The organism is Pseudomonas sp. Pseusp15 (assembly GCF_059492165.1).
The window spans coordinates 4407185-4422648 of the sequence record NZ_CP168523.1 but is presented as its reverse complement, the minus strand read 5'-3'; the positions used below and the strand labels follow the sequence as shown (position 1 = coordinate 4422648).

Genomic DNA, 15464 nt, shown 5'->3' with positions numbered 1-15464 from the left:
TTTCAAGAATGTACCCATAAATAAAAAGGCCGCGATCCATATTGGATCGCGGCCTTTTCATTGGCTTCGATTCAGGCGTCAGACCGCATCCAGCTCCGGTTCGTCCGCCTGGATGTTAACGGTTGCTTTCACTTCATCGTGACGACGGATGAACTTCCAGTCCGCCTCGTCGATGTAGATACCGTTCGGGCCGCTGCCGCCTTCCAGGTCGATGGCGACGCTGGCGCAGACTTGCGGCTTCACACTCGCCAGGATCGGCACGAAGCCCAGTTGCAAGCTGGTTTCCAACAGCGCTGCCTGGTTCTTCTCGTCGATGTCCGCTGCCTCGTCGAGGTAGTACGGCAGGCGCACGCGACCGGCCTGGTCGCGGTCCATCAAGTGCAGCAACAAGTACATGTTGGTCAGCGCCTTGATGGTCATGGTGGTGCCGTTGGACGCCGCGCCGTCGATGTCGGTGTGGATCACCGGTTGGCCATTGACCTTGGTGATCTCGAACGCCAGCTCGAACAGATCCTTGAGACCGAGCTGGTTGTGGTTCGCTGCCACCAGCCGTGCCAGGTATTCCTTGGCTTCTTCGTTCTTGTTGTCCTGCTCGGCGCTTTGGCTCAAGTCGAAGACGGAGAGGGTTTCGCCTTCTTCGTACTGACCGGCGCTGTGGATGATCTGGTCAATGTGCTTGAGCGCTTCCTTGTTCGGCGCGAGCACGATACGGAAACTCTGCAGGTTGGAGACCTGACGTTTGTTGATCTCGCGGTTGAACAGCGCCAGTTGATGTTCGAGGCTGTCGTAGTCGCTGCGGATGTTGCGCAGGGTCCGGGCGATGTCGGTAACCGCCGCGCGACGCGCCTTGCCGAGGGTCAGGGCTTCATCGGTGCGGTGTGCGTACGCGTTGATCAGCAGTTGCAGGCGACGTTCCATATCGTCTTCGCTGTCGAACTTGGCCACGCCCTTGAGGCGAACCTGCGCGTAGAGCGCGTCGATCTGCCCGTCGGCCCGCAGCAGGCCTTGCCAGCTGTCCTGATAGTCATTGAGCAATGGCAGCAGGTTGTCCATGGAGTCGTCGACCGGGTCCATGAACGGCGTGCCGAACGGCAGGTCGGCCGGCAACAGCTGACGGCGGCGCAGGGCGTCGTCGAGGGTGCGTTGCTTGGCTTCCATGTCACCGATCTGCCGGCCAACCAGTTGCAGCTTGGCCGACAGTTGCTGGACGCGTTCGGTGAAGGCATCGCTGGAGCGTTTCAACTCGTCCTGAGCGGCTTCCATCTGCGCCAATTGCTCAAGCTTGTCGCCTTCTTCGGCGCTCAGGGTTTGCGCGCGGCGGAAGTCTTCCAGGGCTTTCTGCGCATCCAGCACTTGCTGGTACAGCGCTTCGGTCTGGGTCTTGCTGGCCGCACGGTCGGCCGCTACGGCTTGCTGGGTTTTCAGTTGCTTGAGTTCTTTGTCCAGACGCTCTTTCTGATCGCGCAGTGCCGCACGGTCGGCCAAGGCTTGCAGGGCCGGCGGCTCGATGTGCGACAGGTCGATGGACAGGCCCGGCACTTCGAAGCGCTCGCCTTTGAAGCCATCGAGGATCAGCTCCATGGATTTGACCCATTCACCGTCCTCATCCAGCGCAATGCCGTGTTCGCCCAACGGCAGGCTGAACAGCGCGCTGTTGAACAGCCGCATCAGGCGCTCGACGTCCTGCTGCGAGAACTCTTCGCGCAGACGGGCATAGCTGTTGTTGTCAGCGTGATCGAGTTGTTGCTTCACCGATTTCAGGCGTTTTTCCAGATCCCGCAGACGCTCTTCCAGGTCTTCGGCCGAAAACTGCCGCGACTGGGCCAGCGCACCGGCCAGTTCATCGTGCGCGTCCTTGGCGGCGAGCAATTGCTGTTCGAGGACTTTGACGTCATCGACCAGGGCGAAGCGATGCTTGAGCACCGACAATTCGCCGAGCCAGCGCTGGATGCCGGTGATTTCCCGCTCCAGGCGCATCAGCTCTTGAGTGCCGCCACGCTGATCGTTTTGCAGAGCGTCCTGCTCGTTGCGGTAGTGCTCGGCCTGAATCGTCAGTTCTTCCTTGCGAGCACTGGCGTAGTCCGACCAGGTGCCGAGCAGGGAATCGAGCAGCGGCGACAGGCGATGCAGTTTGCCGCGCAGGATATCCCGCTGTTTCACGCCGTTGGCCAAGGCTTCGACCAAGGGACCGGCCGCGACCAGCGAGTTGTAGTCCTGCTCCATGCGGCGGACATCGCGGAACGCTTCTTCGCACGCGGCGATGTAATCGACACTGCCGGAACGCAGGCTGTGTTCGAAGGCATCGAGGAACAGCTGCTTGAGCTTGGCCGCGGTGATTTCACGCATGTGCAGCAGGTTGATGAACAGGGCGCGGAAGGTCTTCAGGCTCTGCTCACTGGTGGAGCGCAGCGGGATCAGCGTCAGGTCGAGCGGAATCGAGGTGTGGCCGCCCACCAGCAAACGACGCAGTTCATCCGGCTTGAGTTCGTAGGCTTTCAGGCCTTCGCGCTCAAGATTGGTGAACAGCTCTTTCTGCCGCAGGCAGGTGTCGTCTTTCTGATAATGAGCCAGGTCGAGTTTGCCGGCGTAGGCAAAGAACTGATGACCGAAACCACCACCCGGGCCGCGACCGACCACGCCAATCACGTGCGGGCCGTGGGGCAGGGAGACTTCGACGAGGATGTAACTGGTGTCCGAGGCGAAGTAGAAACGCCGCGATTGTTCCAGGCTGTACTTGCCGAAACTCATGTCCGACATGCGCGCCAGGATCGGGAACTGCAAGGCGTTGATCGAGGCGGATTTGCCGAGGTTGTTCGCGCCGTAGACCGACAGCGGTTCTTCCAGCGGGAACAGGCCGAGGCTGTAGCCGGCGGTGTTCAAAAGGGCAAAGCGGCGAATGCCGTAGCGTTCCTTGCTCATGCGTCGGTCTCCTGTTCTTCGGCAATGGCGCGGGCCAAGGCGTCTTCTTCGCTCTCTTCTTCAAACTCGGTGAGATCGAGCGGGTCGTCGGTCTGCAGCAGTTTTTCATCGCTGTCTTCGTCGATCAGCACCGGCGCCGGCAACGGCAGCACGCTGTGCAGGCTGGCGGCCAGGTCGCGGTCTTGCTGGACCGACAGGCAGACATCGAGGAAGCGGTGCATCGGCGGCAGGAAACGGTAGACACCGTTTTCTTCGCCGGCGAATCCGAGCTGGGTCATGCGGCGCATGATTTTTTCTTCGAGTTCTTCGACGGTCTGCACTTCGGCCTGGATAAACAGGTCGCGGTACTTTTCCAGCAACGATGGCAATTCATCGCGACCGAGGCTGCCACCGTCGAGCACGGCGATCGGGTCGCGGCCCTGGTCGGCCAGGTGTTCGACGAGGATGAAGGTGAACAGCGCCAGACGTTGCGCCGTCTTGTTTACCGCTGCCGCGGCCAGGTCCGGCACGAAGTAGTAGAAACCACGGGTGTCGCACACCAGTTCAAAACCCAACGCCTTGAACAGGGTGCGGTACTGGTCCTGGAAGTTCGACAGTTGGGCGTACAGCTCCGGGTCGCGGCGGCTGACGTGGTAGCCCTTGAACAGCTCGCGAAAGATCGGCGCCAGCTGGGACAGTTCGTTTAGATCAAGATGCATGTGGGGTGCTCGCAGAATCCTCGGCGGCGGTGTCGCGGGCCGAGAGCAGGGCGAAGGAGCGCAGGCTGACCTGATGCTCGTGAGTATGGTAATCGCGGCGTTCCAGACGCTCGCGCTTGAAGCGTTTTTCCCGCGACAGGCGCGAGAACCAATAGAGCAATTCGTCGGTGGCGCCGTCCGGCTCCTGCTCCAGCAGCCAGCTCATCAGGTCCGGCATCGGCAGGGCATCTTCACAACGTTCGAGCATTTCCCGAACCGTGCGTGGCGCGCGCGGGGCTTCGCCTTTCTGGGTCTTGTGGGCCTTGGGGAAACGCGCCGGTTTCGGCTCGAAACGGGCCAGGGCGTAGACATAGGCTTCGACTTGGCTGGCACTGCCGAGGAAGGTGCTTTGCGGGCGGGTGAACAGCGGCATCGCGGCTTGCGGCACCGCATCGATGCCTTTACGACGAATGGCCGACAACGCCAGGGCTGCGCCACGGGTCACAGCGTTATGCCGGCGCGCTTCTTCGCGCAGCGGCAGCAGCAGCTCGCGGGCGTGACGCAGGGTCAACTGGGCGCTGGTCTGCATTTCGAGGATGCGCGCGTGGGTGCGCAGCAGCATGTCGTCGTCGACCAGATGGCCGAGGCGCTGCTGTTCGGTGAGCATGCGCAACAACACGTTCTCAACCTTGCGCACGCCTTGTTCGAAGGCGCCGTCGGCATTCACCAGCTGAATCATCGGTTCGACGTATTCGTCCCAGGTCGCCAGCACTTCAGCATAACGCTGACGCAGCGGAATCTGCCGGTCGCTGGTCTTGGCCCGTTCGGCGACGGCCACCAAGGCCTGTTCGTCGTTGGCGAGTTTCTTCAGCACGTCCCGCACGCGCATGTCGAGCAGGCGCAACTGGCGCGCCAGATCGTTGCCGTCGCGAATGTCGAAGGCGTCCTGGATGTAACCGGCCAGGCGTTCGAGGTGGCGCAGATAGGCTTCGATTTCCAGGCACAGGCCCAGACGGTGCTCACGGCGCAGGTAAGCGAGGAAGTCATGGATCTGCGCGTTGAGCTCGAAACGGTTCGGGCTTTTCGCCACGGGAACCAGAATGTCGAGGCGAATCCACACGTCCAGCAGGCTGGTGATGTTCTGCGGTGTGCTGTCCAGTTGCTGGGCGGCCAACTGTGAACGCAGTTCGTTGAGGCTCAGGGTGCCTTGGTCGAAGTGCTCGCACAGTGGCTCCAGAAGTGCCCAGTGTTCAGCGAGGGCGCGCAAGACGCGCTTGGGTTCGATCATCGGAATGGCCGGCTGGTTGGCAATTAAAAGCCGCGATTGTACTTCATCGCAGCCGTGTCGATTCACTCTGGGGATGGGCTGTCGCTTCTTCTATCGGTGAAGTCTATCGATCAAGCGTGGGCGATCTTGAGCGAAGGGCGGTAGAATCACCGCACTTTAGTTATCCACAAGTGGCCGACCTTTGCTTATCGAGTCCCGTCGCCGCGCTTATTTGACCGCCATGCAGGTGGTCAACTGGCTGCCGCGCACCGAATTGCCCTTTGCTGCGCCATCGCGGCCCGAACTGCTGGAGATGCCCGAGCCAGCGGTCGTCGCCCCGGTTGCACCTGCTCCGGTGGCGCAGACGCCCGTGGAACCCGCGGCCAAACCGGCCGAGCGGGTGAAAATCGAGGTGCCACGGCCGACGCCATCGGCTGGAAAACCAGCAAGCAAAGCGACGCAAGAGAGCGAAGAGGTACCGCTCGTCGCCAAGCCTGCGCCAGTGCCGCCGCCGCGTTTCGCTCTGCAATTGCTGCGAGCCGGTCGCTGCCTGTTGCTGGTGGAGTTACCCACAGGCGAAACTTTCCAGACCCGCGACCCCGCTTATCTGTTGCTCAAAGACATGCTGCGCGCCGCCGGCCTGCCGGACAGCCCGCAGATCGTCGGCGAGCCGGTGCGCTGGCCGCTGCTGGCTCGCGGCACAATGGACCAAGGGCCGGAAGCGGCTCGGGATTTCGTACAAGGTTTTCTGTCGGCCCGCCTGGAAGACGCACCGTGCGTCTGTCTGTGGCTGATCGGCCTGCCGGCGGTGCGTTTTGCCGGTGAGGCCAACGCCGAATCCTTCAACCGTGAACTTCAGGTCGAAGGCCTGGGGTCGGTCTGGGCCTTGCCGGGCCTGGAGTTATTAATGGAAGAGCCACAGCGTAAGGCTGATGTCTGGCAAGCCATGCGTCGGCTGATGGCGCGTTGGAAAGAATCGAATGAGTGACGCTGTATCGTTCCGCCCGATGACCGAGGCGGACCTGGACGCTGTACTGAAAATCGAATACGCAGCCTACAGCCATCCCTGGACCCGCGGGATTTTTCTCGATGGCCTGGGCAAGTACCAGATCTGGCTGATGTTCGAAGGGCAGCAGCAGGTCGGTCATGGCGTAGTGCAGATCATCCTTGATGAGGCGCATCTGCTGAACATCACCGTCAAACCGGAAAATCAGGGCCGCGGCCTGGGCTTGACGCTGCTGGAGCATTTGATGTCGATTGCCTACAAGGCTGAGGCGCGGGAATGCTTCCTGGAAGTGCGCGACAGCAACCGGGCGGCGTTTAGGTTGTATGAGCGGTATGGGTTTAACGAGATCGGACGTCGGCGGGATTACTACCCGGCGGTTGGCGGGCGAGAAGATGCCGTGGTGATGGCCTGCACCTTGGTTGATTGATCGTTTCTAAAGGCTTCGCGGGCAAGCTTCGCCCGCGAAGGCGTCTGCACGGACGTCAACGATCAAGGCTTGCCGTCCAATGGATCCTGCCGGGCCAGTTCCGCTTCATCCAGCCCATCGCCCCCGCCGATGTCGTCCCCGTCGACAATGCTCAGATCCCAATCCGCCTGGCCGTCTTCACCCGCTTCGTGGGCATCCCGTGCGCCGTCTTCACGGATCAGGGTTTCCGGGCTCAAATCATCGTCGGTGACGTCATTGTCATTGGTCGCGCCGGTCATACCGGCTTTACGGGCGTGCTGGTCGGGAATCTTCTGCGCAAGTTCGCGTTCGGGGATCAGGTCACCGATTCTGGTGCCGGGCTCTTCCTCGTCGAAATCCAGCTCATGCACCGAGCCCATGCGGTCTTCATCGTCGTCGATGGGCTCGGGTGGCTCCTTATCGAACGGACGTCGTGAATCAGTCATGGCTATTCCTCATACTGTAGGCCCTACTACAATTGACCCACTGGACTGCCGAGAATTCCCGCGGGCAGGGAGCGCCGGCTAGCCGCTACATACATCAGGACATCAGGGGGATCTGCATCTCGTGCGTGACCCCGACGGGCGGTTGTCTGTCAAAGCAGTGCATCATTCTCGAGGCTTCATTGCATGAACGACTTACAAGATCTGATTGATAACAACGAACGCTGGGCTGATGCGATCACCCGCGAAGATCCTGATTTTTTTGCCAAGCTAGCCCGTCAGCAAACCCCAGAATACCTGTGGATCGGCTGTTCAGACGCACGCGTGCCAGCCAACGAAATCGTCGGCATGCTGCCGGGTGATCTGTTCGTGCACCGCAACGTGGCCAACGTGGTGCTGCACACCGACCTCAACTGCCTGTCGGTGATTCAGTATGCGGTGGATGTACTCAAGGTCAAACACATCCTGGTGACCGGCCACTACGGCTGCGGCGGTGTACGCGCCTCGATGCAGGATCGTCAGTTGGGCCTGATCGACGGCTGGTTGCGCTCGATTCGTGATCTCTACTATGAAAAACGCGACGAACTGGCCAAGTTGCCCACCGAAGAAGAGCGGGTCGACCGCCTCTGTGAGCTCAATGTGATCCAGCAGGTGGCCAACGTCGGTCACACCAGCATTGTGCAAAATGCCTGGCACCGCGGGCAGAGCCTGTCGATCCACGGCTGCATCTATGGCATCAAGGACGGTCGCTGGAAGAGCCTGAACGCCACCATCAGTGGTTTCGAGCAGTTGCCGCCGCAGTACCGTTTGCGCCCGGTCGAGGCGTTGTAAAAGCCTTTCAGCCGAGACTTCGCCGACGCCAGTGTTGAAAGAACTGTTCACCATTGGCATTCGGTGACTCGTCGTAGCCGATGATCCAGCCACGGCAGCAAGGACAACCGCAGCGGCAGGCGAACTGCCGCAGCAGCTTGTCTTCTGTCGCGGCGAAATCCATCGTCAGTCGGTCACCCTTTTTGATGTCTTTGAGCGCCCATAACCACAGCTCGCTCATATCGAGAAAGACGTTGGGGTCGCAGGAGTGACTCAGCAGACCACTGAAGCACGGATCGTAGACATGGATTCCCGGCGCCAACTGCCGGGTGTGTCGGCAGCGATAGGGCAATAGATGTCCGGAAACACGGCAGATTCGGCTGATGCGGGGGAACTCGCGCAGTGCCGCGACCGCCATTGCCGAGCCCTGAGCGTTATGGATGATTTCAAAGTCGTCTTTGGAGGGGAATCCAAGGCGAAGGGGCAACTCTACAAACGGATAGATGCCATTTGATGACGGCGGTGGTAGTCCTTGTTCGGCATGGCGTCTCATAACAATCCTTGTCAGTTGGGTGCTACGACCTCCGTCTGCTGACATCCTGTCAGCTCTGCAGCACGTGGATACGACACAAGCCTCTCGCAAATGAGATAACCGGTCTACTGTCAGATATGACAGTCGAGAAAAGCTCTTTCCCGCGTCAGCCATGGCTCACGCGGGAAAGACTTCCTTCGTTTTACAAGTGTGGGGCAGATGCGGAGGTCATAAGGGCCGGGGTCTGCAGCTGTTTCAGCTCGGATTTGACCGGCGCTGTCGAGCATTTGGCCACCGCTTGCTCAGGCGTCAGGTTGCGAATCGAGGTGTAGAACAGTTCGCAGGTTTTTTCTTTCTGGGTCACTTGCCAGGTCTGAGTGCAGCTTTTCAGCTGAGCGGTAGGGTCAGTGCCCGGTTTGCTGCCCATTCCGGCCTGCCAGCACGCGGCACTCAAATCCTGCCCCATGACTTTCAGCCCCGCGGCGTCGGCCTTGGCCTGCGCATCGTCGCCGCTATAGGCTTCGGGGTCGGCGGCGTACCAGATGTAGCTCGGGTGGTTGGAACCCAGTACGGGTACCGTCACCCCCTTGCTCGGGCTGATGGTTGCCAGGCCCAATATTTCTACGGTCTGCCCGTATTGTTGCTTGATCCAGTTACGCACCGGTGAGCCAAAGGCGACCATTGGCAATGCTGCACCTTTGGCATTCTGGCTGACTTCCTTGACCATGGTGGTCTGGTAGTCCGTGAAGTAGTTGTAGACGCCTTCCAGATCCTTGCCGGCGGTGGACGGTGCGGCAATCGGCGCGATGTCGATGATGGTCTGATAGGCCGGCGTCTGGTCGGCGGGAATGTTGTTGGCGGTCAGCAGCGCGGCCCAGCGGTCGGTGGTCTTGGACTCCAGATAGTCCTGGGCCTGGGTCAGGGAATAATCTGGCGGGAAGTGCAGCAGTTCGACGCTTTTGCGGTTTTCCAGCGCCATGCCCAGCGGCAGGAACAGGTACCAGTTATAGGTCCATTTGCCATCGGCACTCAGCTTGTTGGCACCGTTGTAGGCCAAATCCCCAGCATTGAGCAGTGCGGTCAGTGGCTTGTCATAGCCTTTGGGCACACCGCTGATATGGGCGTGGAGCTGCTTGTTTTCGGTTTTGACCAGCACTTTTGCGGTCTTGTAGCCATCGCGCTGTACGCTTTGGGTCAGGTAATGCTCGACGGTCTGCTCCAGTGTCCAGTTGCGGAAGCAGATGACATTACAGTTGTTGGGGTAGGCGAACAGCCGGGTAACGCGCTCGGTACTGCCCAGATTCAGATCGACATCGGCGTGAGCGGCGGCGCTCAGGGTGAGCGCGGCGAGGGTGAATCCTGCGAGTTTGAACATGCTCAGATCCTTTTCAGCGTGAGCCCTCGGAGGTGGGGCGGGTACATACTGGAACTAGTTGTGTCGAACGGTCTAGTACACAAGTGAAAAGAGCGCCAGTCAGAGCCCCTTTTTCATCAGGCAAAGTGCAGTGTATTGCTCAAATCGCCCATGGGTTTCTGGCCACGGGCAATCATTGCATCGTCCCGCTGCCTGAGGCCATCGAGCTTTTCAAGCTGAAACACCCGGGTGATCAACCGCAGAATCGAGCCAGTGTCATAGACCGTGTGATCCACCATGCCCTTGCGCGCAAACGGCGAAACTACCAGCGTCGGTACCCGCGAGCCCGGTCCCCAGCGGTCGCCCTTGGGCGGTGCGACGTGATCCCACCAACCGCCGTTCTCATCGACAGTGACCACGACCACCATGTTTTTCCACTGCGGGCTTTCCCGCAGCACTTTCAGGGCGCGGACGATGTGCCGGTCGCCGGACGCTACATCGGCGTAACCGGCGTGCATGTTCAGGTTGCCCTGGGGTTTATAGAAACTCACCGCCGGCAGCTTGCCCGCCTCGGCATCGGCAAAGAACTTGTTGGTATTCGATTCATCGCCCAACCCCGCATCCCGTAGACGTTTACCGCGCTCCAGCGGGTTTTCCGGCCCCTGCTGCTTGAAGTAGTTGAACGGTTGGTGGTGGTACTGGAAGTTCGGGATTTTCGGAATACCGCCAGAGTCCTTGTACTGATCCAGCGTCGCCTGCCAACCTCCGGCATACCAGGCCCAGTCGATGTTTTTCTTCGAGAGCTTGTCGCCTATGTGCTCGTGGGTCTGGGGGACCATGACGTTCGGCAGGTCTGGTTTGGCGTACGCAGGACGCTCCGGGTCGCGAATCCAGGTCGGCCAGTACGGCGGAGCGAGCGTGTTGACCCCATAGCCGTCCGGCGTCAGCGCGCTGGGGCCGAATTGGGGTGGGCCGGTCATGGCGCTGGCTGGGGATTGTTCCAGGGGCTTGAGGCGTGGATCGGCCGGATCATCGCTTTGCAGCGTGGCGATTTGTGTCTTGGCCACCGAGTTGACGGCGTCCGGATAGAACGGCGCGGTGGCGCTGATCAGGTATTGATGGTTGAGAAACGAGCCGCCGAAAGCCCCCTGGAAAAAGTTATCGCAGAGCACAAATTCTTGGGCAACGTCCCACAACCGCAGGGAATATCGACTCTGGGCGTAATGCCCCATGGGCAGGCCACCGGAGTCGGTCCAGGCGACAAAGCCGTCATTTTTGCCACCGTTGATCTGCATCTGGTTCTGATAGAACGCATGCCACAGGTCGCGCGTCACCAGGCCGAACGGCAAGTCTTCTGCGTTCGGACCTTTGAGGGCAAAGGGCGCGTTAGGCAGGTGTTCCTGGAACTGGGTTGCGCTGGGGTAAGTCACGCCATCGAGGGTTTGCGGGCCGATCTGCAGCACGCCGCCCCAGACTGGCGGCAGGGTCTGCAACAGGCTGCCATCGCGATCGCGCTGCTGATATTCGACGGGCTTGAGGCCCGAGAGCGGTTTCTCGACGCCAGGGAAGTCGCCGAACAGGTTATTGAAACTACGGTTCTCGGCGTAGATCACCACTACGGTTTTCACCTGGTCGCGTAGGGCTTTGTCCAATTCGACAGGTGAAAGCAGGCGTTCGAGCGGTTTACCCGACTCATCGCCATGACTGCCACAAGCGCTGAGGGTCGCGCCGACACCGAGTACCGCCACGCCACCCAGGAAGCGGCGGCGACTGGTGTCGGTGGGCGTATCTGTTTGCGGGGAAGAGGCGTCGTTGCGGTTTTCTTCATCGTTCATGGCGAGTTCCGTCTTGCTAAGTTATTTCAATATGTTTCGGCGGGACGCTAGCAGCGAGGTGTGACAGAGGGGTTACGTTTGTGAAAACAATAAGTCGCCAGTGTGGAAGCAGCCCGCTTCCACACTGGATTGGTGGTGGATTGAAGGTCGGCGTCAAGGCATCACCGGCGCCATATACGTAAGCGTCGTCCCTAGCGCCCACAGCAGAAACAGCACCAGTGGCGTGTGCACCAGCAGCTGCACGAACGAAAACCCGATCAGATCCCGGGCCTTTAACCCGAGCACGCCCAGTAGCGGCAGCATGTAGAACGGGTTGATCAGGTTCGGCAGGGCTTCGGCGGCGTTGTAGATCTGCACGGCCCAGCCCAGGTGATAGTTCAGGTCGTTGGCCACTTGCATGACATACGGCGCTTCAATGATCCATTTGCCACCACCGGACGGGATGAAGAAACCGAGGATAGCCGAGTACACGCCCATCAACAGGGCGTAGGTGTCGTGGGATGCAATTTGTACGAAAAAGGTCGAGATGTGGTGGGCCAATGATTGTCCGTCGGTGCCCTTGACCACCGTCATCAGGGCGGCGATCGAGCCGTACAGCGGGAACTGGATCAGCACGCCGGTGGTGGTCGGCACCGCACGGGCCACCGCATCGAGGAAGCTGCGCGGGCGCCAGTGCAGCAGCGCGCCGAGCATCAGGAACAGGAAGTTGTAGGTGTTCAGTCCGGAAATCGCGCTGATCGCCGGTTTGGTCGCAAACTCATGGAACAGCCATCCGGCCGCCAGCAATGCCAGCAGAATCGTCAGCAGCGGGCTGTATTCCAGCCATTCACCAGGGCGGGTACGCGGTGCTGGCGCCGGCAGACTGAAACCCGGATCGATACCGCAGGCTTTGGCGTCACGGGCTGTCGCGGGGCCGGGCGCGGTGGCGTAGGCAACGATTAGTGAGACCACGGTCAGTGCCAGCAACAGCACACCCGACTGCCAGAGAAAGATCGTTTGAGTGAAGGGAATGACGCCCGTGATCGACAGAATCGATGGCGGCAAACTGGCGGGGTTGGCTTGCAATTGTGCCGCGGACGACGACAGACCCAAGGCCCAGACCGCGCCCAGACCAAGATAGGCGGCGGCACCGGCGGCTCGGTAATCCATTTTCAGATCGGTACGGCGGGCGAGGGCACGTACCAGCAGTCCGCCGAATACCAGTGACAGCCCCCAGTTCAGCAACGACGCGACCATGGAAATCAGCGCCACCCAGGCCACGGCGGAACGGCCGTTTTTCGGGACCCGTGCCAGGCGGTCGATCAGTTTCACCGCCGGTGGCGAACTGGCGACCACGTAACCGCCGATCACCACGAATGCCATCTGCATGGTGAACGGAATCAGGCTCCAGAAACCGTCACCGAAGGCCATGGCGGCGTCGGTGGGTTTGGCGCCCATGGCTATGGTCGCCACAGCGACGATGATCACTGCCAGCGCGGCGAATACCCAGGAGTCGGGAAACCAGCGTTCGGCAAAGTTTGAACAATGCAGGGCAAAGCGCGCATAGCGGCTATCTTCGATATCAGCGGCCACGGGAGTACCTCGTTTTTATGTTTATTGTGGGGTTCAGGGCGCAATGGCCCATCCGGTCGGTGCCAACAGTAAATCAATCGGCCCGTTGCGGGGACGCTGTTTGGGGCGTTTGGGACTATGGTCTAACGGGTTGTCCACAAGCGCATTTGCGTAGACCGTGGGCGCCTTGGTTTTTTGCCTGCCAGAGTTCTTTTACATGACTGCCAACATCAATGCGCGCCCGGCGCCCTTCACTTGCTCGGACTACAAGACCCTGGGGCTTGCAGCCTTGGGCGGTGCGCTGGAAATCTACGACTTCATTATTTTCGTATTCTTCGCGCTGACCCTCAGCCAGCTGTTCTTCCCGCCGGAAATGCCCGAGTGGCTGCGTCTGCTGCAAAGCTTCGGGATCTTCGTCACGGGCTACCTCGCGCGTCCGTTGGGCGGGATCCTGATGGCGCATTTCGCTGACCGGTTGGGACGCAAGAAGGTGTTCAGCCTGAGCATTCTGATGATGGCGTTGCCGTGCTTGCTGATCGGGATCATGCCGACCTACGCCCAGATCGGCTATTTCGCACCACTGTTGCTGTTGGCCCTGAAGGTCCTGCAAGGCGCGGCGGTGGGTGGTGAGGTGCCGAGTGCCTGGGTGTTCGTCGCTGAGCACGCGCCGGTCGGACATCGCGGTTATGCCCTCGGTTTCCTGCAAGCGGGGCTGACCTTCGGTTACCTGATCGGCGCCTTGACGGCGACTTTTCTGGCTCAGGCGTTCACCTCGGCGCAAATCCTCGATTACGCCTGGCGTTACCCGTTTCTGCTGGGCGGTGTGTTTGGCGTGATCGGTGTCTGGCTGCGCCGCTGGCTCAGCGAAACCCCGGTGTTCATGGCGATGCAGGCCCAGCGCGAGGCCGCTGTCGAACTGCCGCTGCGCACGGTGGATTTCCTTCACCTACAACATTGCCTACGCCGCCTGGGCGAGTGTCACACCGCTGCTGTTGATCGGTCTGATGCCATGGAGTCCGTGGATTTGTGTGATCTTCTGCGCGGTGATGGGGGCCGTGGGCATCAGCAGCGCGGTGTATTTCGGTGCGCGAATGCCGCGAGTCGGGGGCTGTTCGGTGGCTGGCGCGGCATGAGGCTGTTTGTGCCGCGACTATTTTTGTAGGACAACCCTGCAACACTCTTCAGAAAATACCTGCAAAGCCGATGGCTAGGCTGTAAGCCGCTTTTTATCTCTGTCCATCGGTGCTTCCCATGTTCAATAAACGCTTGAAGCAGGAGCTGTCGGCTCTTCGCGAAGAACTCTCCAGCCTTCTGCAAGTCAAGGAGAGTCTGGAAAGCGAGATGCTGGTCCTGACTCTTGACTCCGATGGGCGAATTCAATCGGTCAACCAAAACTTCGTCAGTGAGATGCTCTACAAAAGCAATGATCTGATCGGCCGGCACATCGAAGACCTTGTTCCGGTCCATGTGAAATCGGATGAATTCCATAACCGTTTCAAGGCCGCGCTGACCCGTGGCGAGCACTTTGCCGGCGCGGTCCGTTTGCTACGCGGCAACGGTGCCGAAGCCTGGTTGCGTTCGATCATGCAGCCGGTGCGCTCCTCGGACGGCCGTATCAAGAACTTCTCGATTTACTCCAGCGACCTGACCCGTACCATCGAGGCGTCCCGTGAGCATGAAAACCTGATTGGCGCGCTGGTGCGTTCGACGGCAGTGATCGAGTTCGACCTCAATGGCAACGTGCTGATGGCCAACGAGCGTTTCCTCAGTGGCATGGGTTACAGTCTGGCGCAGATCCAGGGTAAACATCACCGCATCTTCTGTGAGCCAGAGGAATACAACAGCGCTGAGTATCAGAACTTCTGGCGCCGTCTGAACGCTGGCGAGTTCGTCGCTGATCGTTTCAAGCGTGTCGATAGCCACGGTCGCGTGGTCTGGCTGGAGGCTTCCTACAACCCGGTGCTCGATGCCAACAACAAACTCTACAAAGTGGTGAAGTTCGCCACGGTGATTACCGATCAGGTCAATCAGGAGCAGGCTGTCGCCGAGGCGGCCAACATTGCCTACAGCACTTCTCAGCAAACCGACCAGAGTGCACAGCGCGGAACTGCCGTGGTGACCCAAGCTGTAGACGTGATGCGTGACCTGGCCAAACACATGCAAACCGCTGGCGAAGGTATCGAAGCACTGAACGAGCAATCGCTGGTGATCGGCACCATCGTCAAAACCATCAGCGGCATCGCCGAGCAGACCAACCTGCTGGCGCTCAACGCGGCCATCGAAGCGGCTCGTGCCGGTGAACAGGGACGTGGGTTTGCCGTGGTGGCGGACGAAGTCCGGCAATTAGCCTCGCGCACCAGTCAGGCGACCGATGAAATTGTCGGCGTCGTGCGTCAGAACCAGGACATGGCGCGCAACGCCGTGGCGCTCATGACTGACGGCAAACTGCAGGCTGAACAAGGTCTGGCGCTGGCGGCGGAGGCGGGCACGGTGATCGTCGAGATCCAGGACGGTGCGCAGAAAGTGGTGAACGCAGTCGGGCAGTTTGCCAACCAATTATCGACTTGATGCTATCTATCCGGCGCGGGTAGTCCTCAAAAAGGCCTACCTCCCGGTAAGCCTTTC

General features: G+C 60.2%; 12 protein-coding genes and 2 pseudogenes. 6 read left to right on the top strand and 8 right to left on the bottom strand.

All coding sequences use genetic code 11. The features are described 5' to 3' along the window. Nucleotides 1-78: 78 nt before the first annotated feature. Genes mksF through mksB form a run of 3 tightly spaced genes read right to left on the bottom strand, consistent with a single transcriptional unit; the run spans nt 79 to nt 4884 of the window. On the bottom strand, nt 79-2919 hold the full coding sequence (mksF, locus tag ACEN8R_RS20070; protein WP_018929533.1) for an Mks condensin complex protein MksF: 2841 nt from the start codon (nt 2917-2919) through the stop codon (nt 79-81). Then, nucleotides 2916-3617: an Mks condensin complex protein MksE gene (gene mksE / locus ACEN8R_RS20065; protein ID WP_018929534.1), complete on the bottom strand. Its 702-nt coding sequence runs from the start codon at nt 3615-3617 to the stop codon at nt 2916-2918. Before mksE ends, mksF begins: the two co-directional genes overlap by 4 nt. Next, nucleotides 3607-4884 (bottom strand): Mks condensin complex protein MksB, encoded by a 1278-nt coding sequence (mksB, locus tag ACEN8R_RS20060; RefSeq protein ID WP_495624283.1) that lies wholly within the window; start codon nt 4882-4884, stop codon nt 3607-3609. The genes mksE and mksB overlap by 11 nt, the downstream gene beginning before the upstream one ends. Nucleotides 4885-5104: 220 nt before the next feature. Between mksB and ACEN8R_RS20055 the strand changes: the two genes are divergently transcribed. Beyond that, nucleotides 5105-5851 (top strand): hypothetical protein, encoded by a 747-nt coding sequence (locus ACEN8R_RS20055; protein ID WP_018929536.1) that lies wholly within the window; start codon nt 5105-5107, stop codon nt 5849-5851. Next, the gene (rimI, locus tag ACEN8R_RS20050) at nt 5844-6296 is read left to right on the top strand and encodes a ribosomal protein S18-alanine N-acetyltransferase (RefSeq protein ID WP_018929537.1); all 453 of its coding nucleotides are present in this window, start codon (nt 5844-5846) and stop codon (nt 6294-6296) included. The genes ACEN8R_RS20055 and rimI overlap by 8 nt, the downstream gene beginning before the upstream one ends. Before the next feature lie 62 nt (nt 6297-6358). On the opposite strand, the gene ACEN8R_RS20045 is transcribed toward rimI, so the two are convergent. Continuing rightward, a complete protein-coding gene (locus ACEN8R_RS20045) occupies nt 6359-6760 on the bottom strand; it encodes a hypothetical protein (RefSeq protein ID WP_018929538.1) in 402 nt (133 codons plus the stop codon). Nucleotides 6761-6943: 183 nt separating this feature from the next. On the opposite strand from ACEN8R_RS20045, the gene can reads away from it, so the two are divergent. Further along, a complete protein-coding gene (gene can, locus ACEN8R_RS20040; protein ID WP_007939732.1) occupies nt 6944-7588 on the top strand; it encodes a carbonate dehydratase in 645 nt (214 codons plus the stop codon). A gap of 7 nt (nt 7589-7595) precedes the next feature. Here the strand turns inward: can and ACEN8R_RS20035 are convergent, their stop codons facing one another. The 4 genes from ACEN8R_RS20035 to ACEN8R_RS20020 form a co-directional block, all read right to left on the bottom strand. Continuing rightward, the gene (locus ACEN8R_RS20035; protein ID WP_026286676.1) at nt 7596-8120 is read right to left on the bottom strand and encodes an SET domain-containing protein-lysine N-methyltransferase; all 525 of its coding nucleotides are present in this window, start codon (nt 8118-8120) and stop codon (nt 7596-7598) included. 181 nt (nt 8121-8301) lie between these two features. After that, the gene (locus ACEN8R_RS20030; RefSeq protein WP_018929540.1) at nt 8302-9474 is read right to left on the bottom strand and encodes a hypothetical protein; all 1173 of its coding nucleotides are present in this window, start codon (nt 9472-9474) and stop codon (nt 8302-8304) included. Between the two features lie 116 nt (nt 9475-9590). Further along, the gene (locus tag ACEN8R_RS20025) at nt 9591-11288 is read right to left on the bottom strand and encodes an acid phosphatase (RefSeq protein ID WP_495624282.1); all 1698 of its coding nucleotides are present in this window, start codon (nt 11286-11288) and stop codon (nt 9591-9593) included. Nucleotides 11289-11441: 153 nt separating this feature from the next. Then, entirely contained in the window at nt 11442-12860 is a 1419-nt protein-coding gene (locus ACEN8R_RS20020; RefSeq protein ID WP_018929542.1) for a short-chain fatty acid transporter, read from the bottom strand. A 196-nt stretch (nt 12861-13056) separates the two neighbouring features. Between ACEN8R_RS20020 and ACEN8R_RS20015 the strand changes: the two are divergent. The 3 genes and pseudogenes from ACEN8R_RS20015 to ACEN8R_RS20005 all read left to right on the top strand — a co-directional run bounded on the left by ACEN8R_RS20015 (nt 13057) and on the right by ACEN8R_RS20005 (nt 15407). Continuing rightward, nucleotides 13057-13972: pseudogene (locus ACEN8R_RS20015) on the top strand (MFS transporter). A gap of 118 nt (nt 13973-14090) precedes the next feature. Further along, nucleotides 14091-14867, top strand: a pseudogene (locus tag ACEN8R_RS20010) (PAS domain-containing protein); the annotation flags it as partial. Continuing rightward, entirely contained in the window at nt 14847-15407 is a 561-nt protein-coding gene (locus tag ACEN8R_RS20005) for a methyl-accepting chemotaxis protein (RefSeq protein ID WP_371929210.1), read from the top strand. The pseudogene ACEN8R_RS20010 and the gene ACEN8R_RS20005, both read left to right, overlap by 21 nt. The last annotated feature ends 57 nt before the right edge of the window (nt 15408-15464 follow it).

Bases quoted from the DNA above. Each gene is read 5' to 3' on its own strand.
- mksF (WP_018929533.1), bottom strand. From the start codon at position 2,919: ATGAGCAAGGAACGCTACGGCATTCGCCGCTTTGCCCTTTTGAACACC.
- mksE (WP_018929534.1), bottom strand. From the start codon at position 3,617: ATGCATCTTGATCTAAACGAACTGTCCCAGCTGGCGCCGATCTTTCGC.
- mksB (WP_495624283.1), bottom strand. From the start codon at position 4,884: ATGATCGAACCCAAGCGCGTCTTGCGCGCCCTCGCTGAACACTGGGCA.
- ACEN8R_RS20055 (WP_018929536.1), top strand. From the start codon at position 5,105: ATGCAGGTGGTCAACTGGCTGCCGCGCACCGAATTGCCCTTTGCTGCG.
- rimI (WP_018929537.1), top strand. From the start codon at position 5,844: ATGAGTGACGCTGTATCGTTCCGCCCGATGACCGAGGCGGACCTGGAC.
- ACEN8R_RS20045 (WP_018929538.1), bottom strand. From the start codon at position 6,760: ATGACTGATTCACGACGTCCGTTCGATAAGGAGCCACCCGAGCCCATC.
- can (WP_007939732.1), top strand. From the start codon at position 6,944: ATGAACGACTTACAAGATCTGATTGATAACAACGAACGCTGGGCTGAT.
- ACEN8R_RS20035 (WP_026286676.1), bottom strand. From the start codon at position 8,120: ATGAGACGCCATGCCGAACAAGGACTACCACCGCCGTCATCAAATGGC.
- ACEN8R_RS20030 (WP_018929540.1), bottom strand. From the start codon at position 9,474: ATGTTCAAACTCGCAGGATTCACCCTCGCCGCGCTCACCCTGAGCGCC.
- ACEN8R_RS20025 (WP_495624282.1), bottom strand. From the start codon at position 11,288: ATGAACGATGAAGAAAACCGCAACGACGCCTCTTCCCCGCAAACAGAT.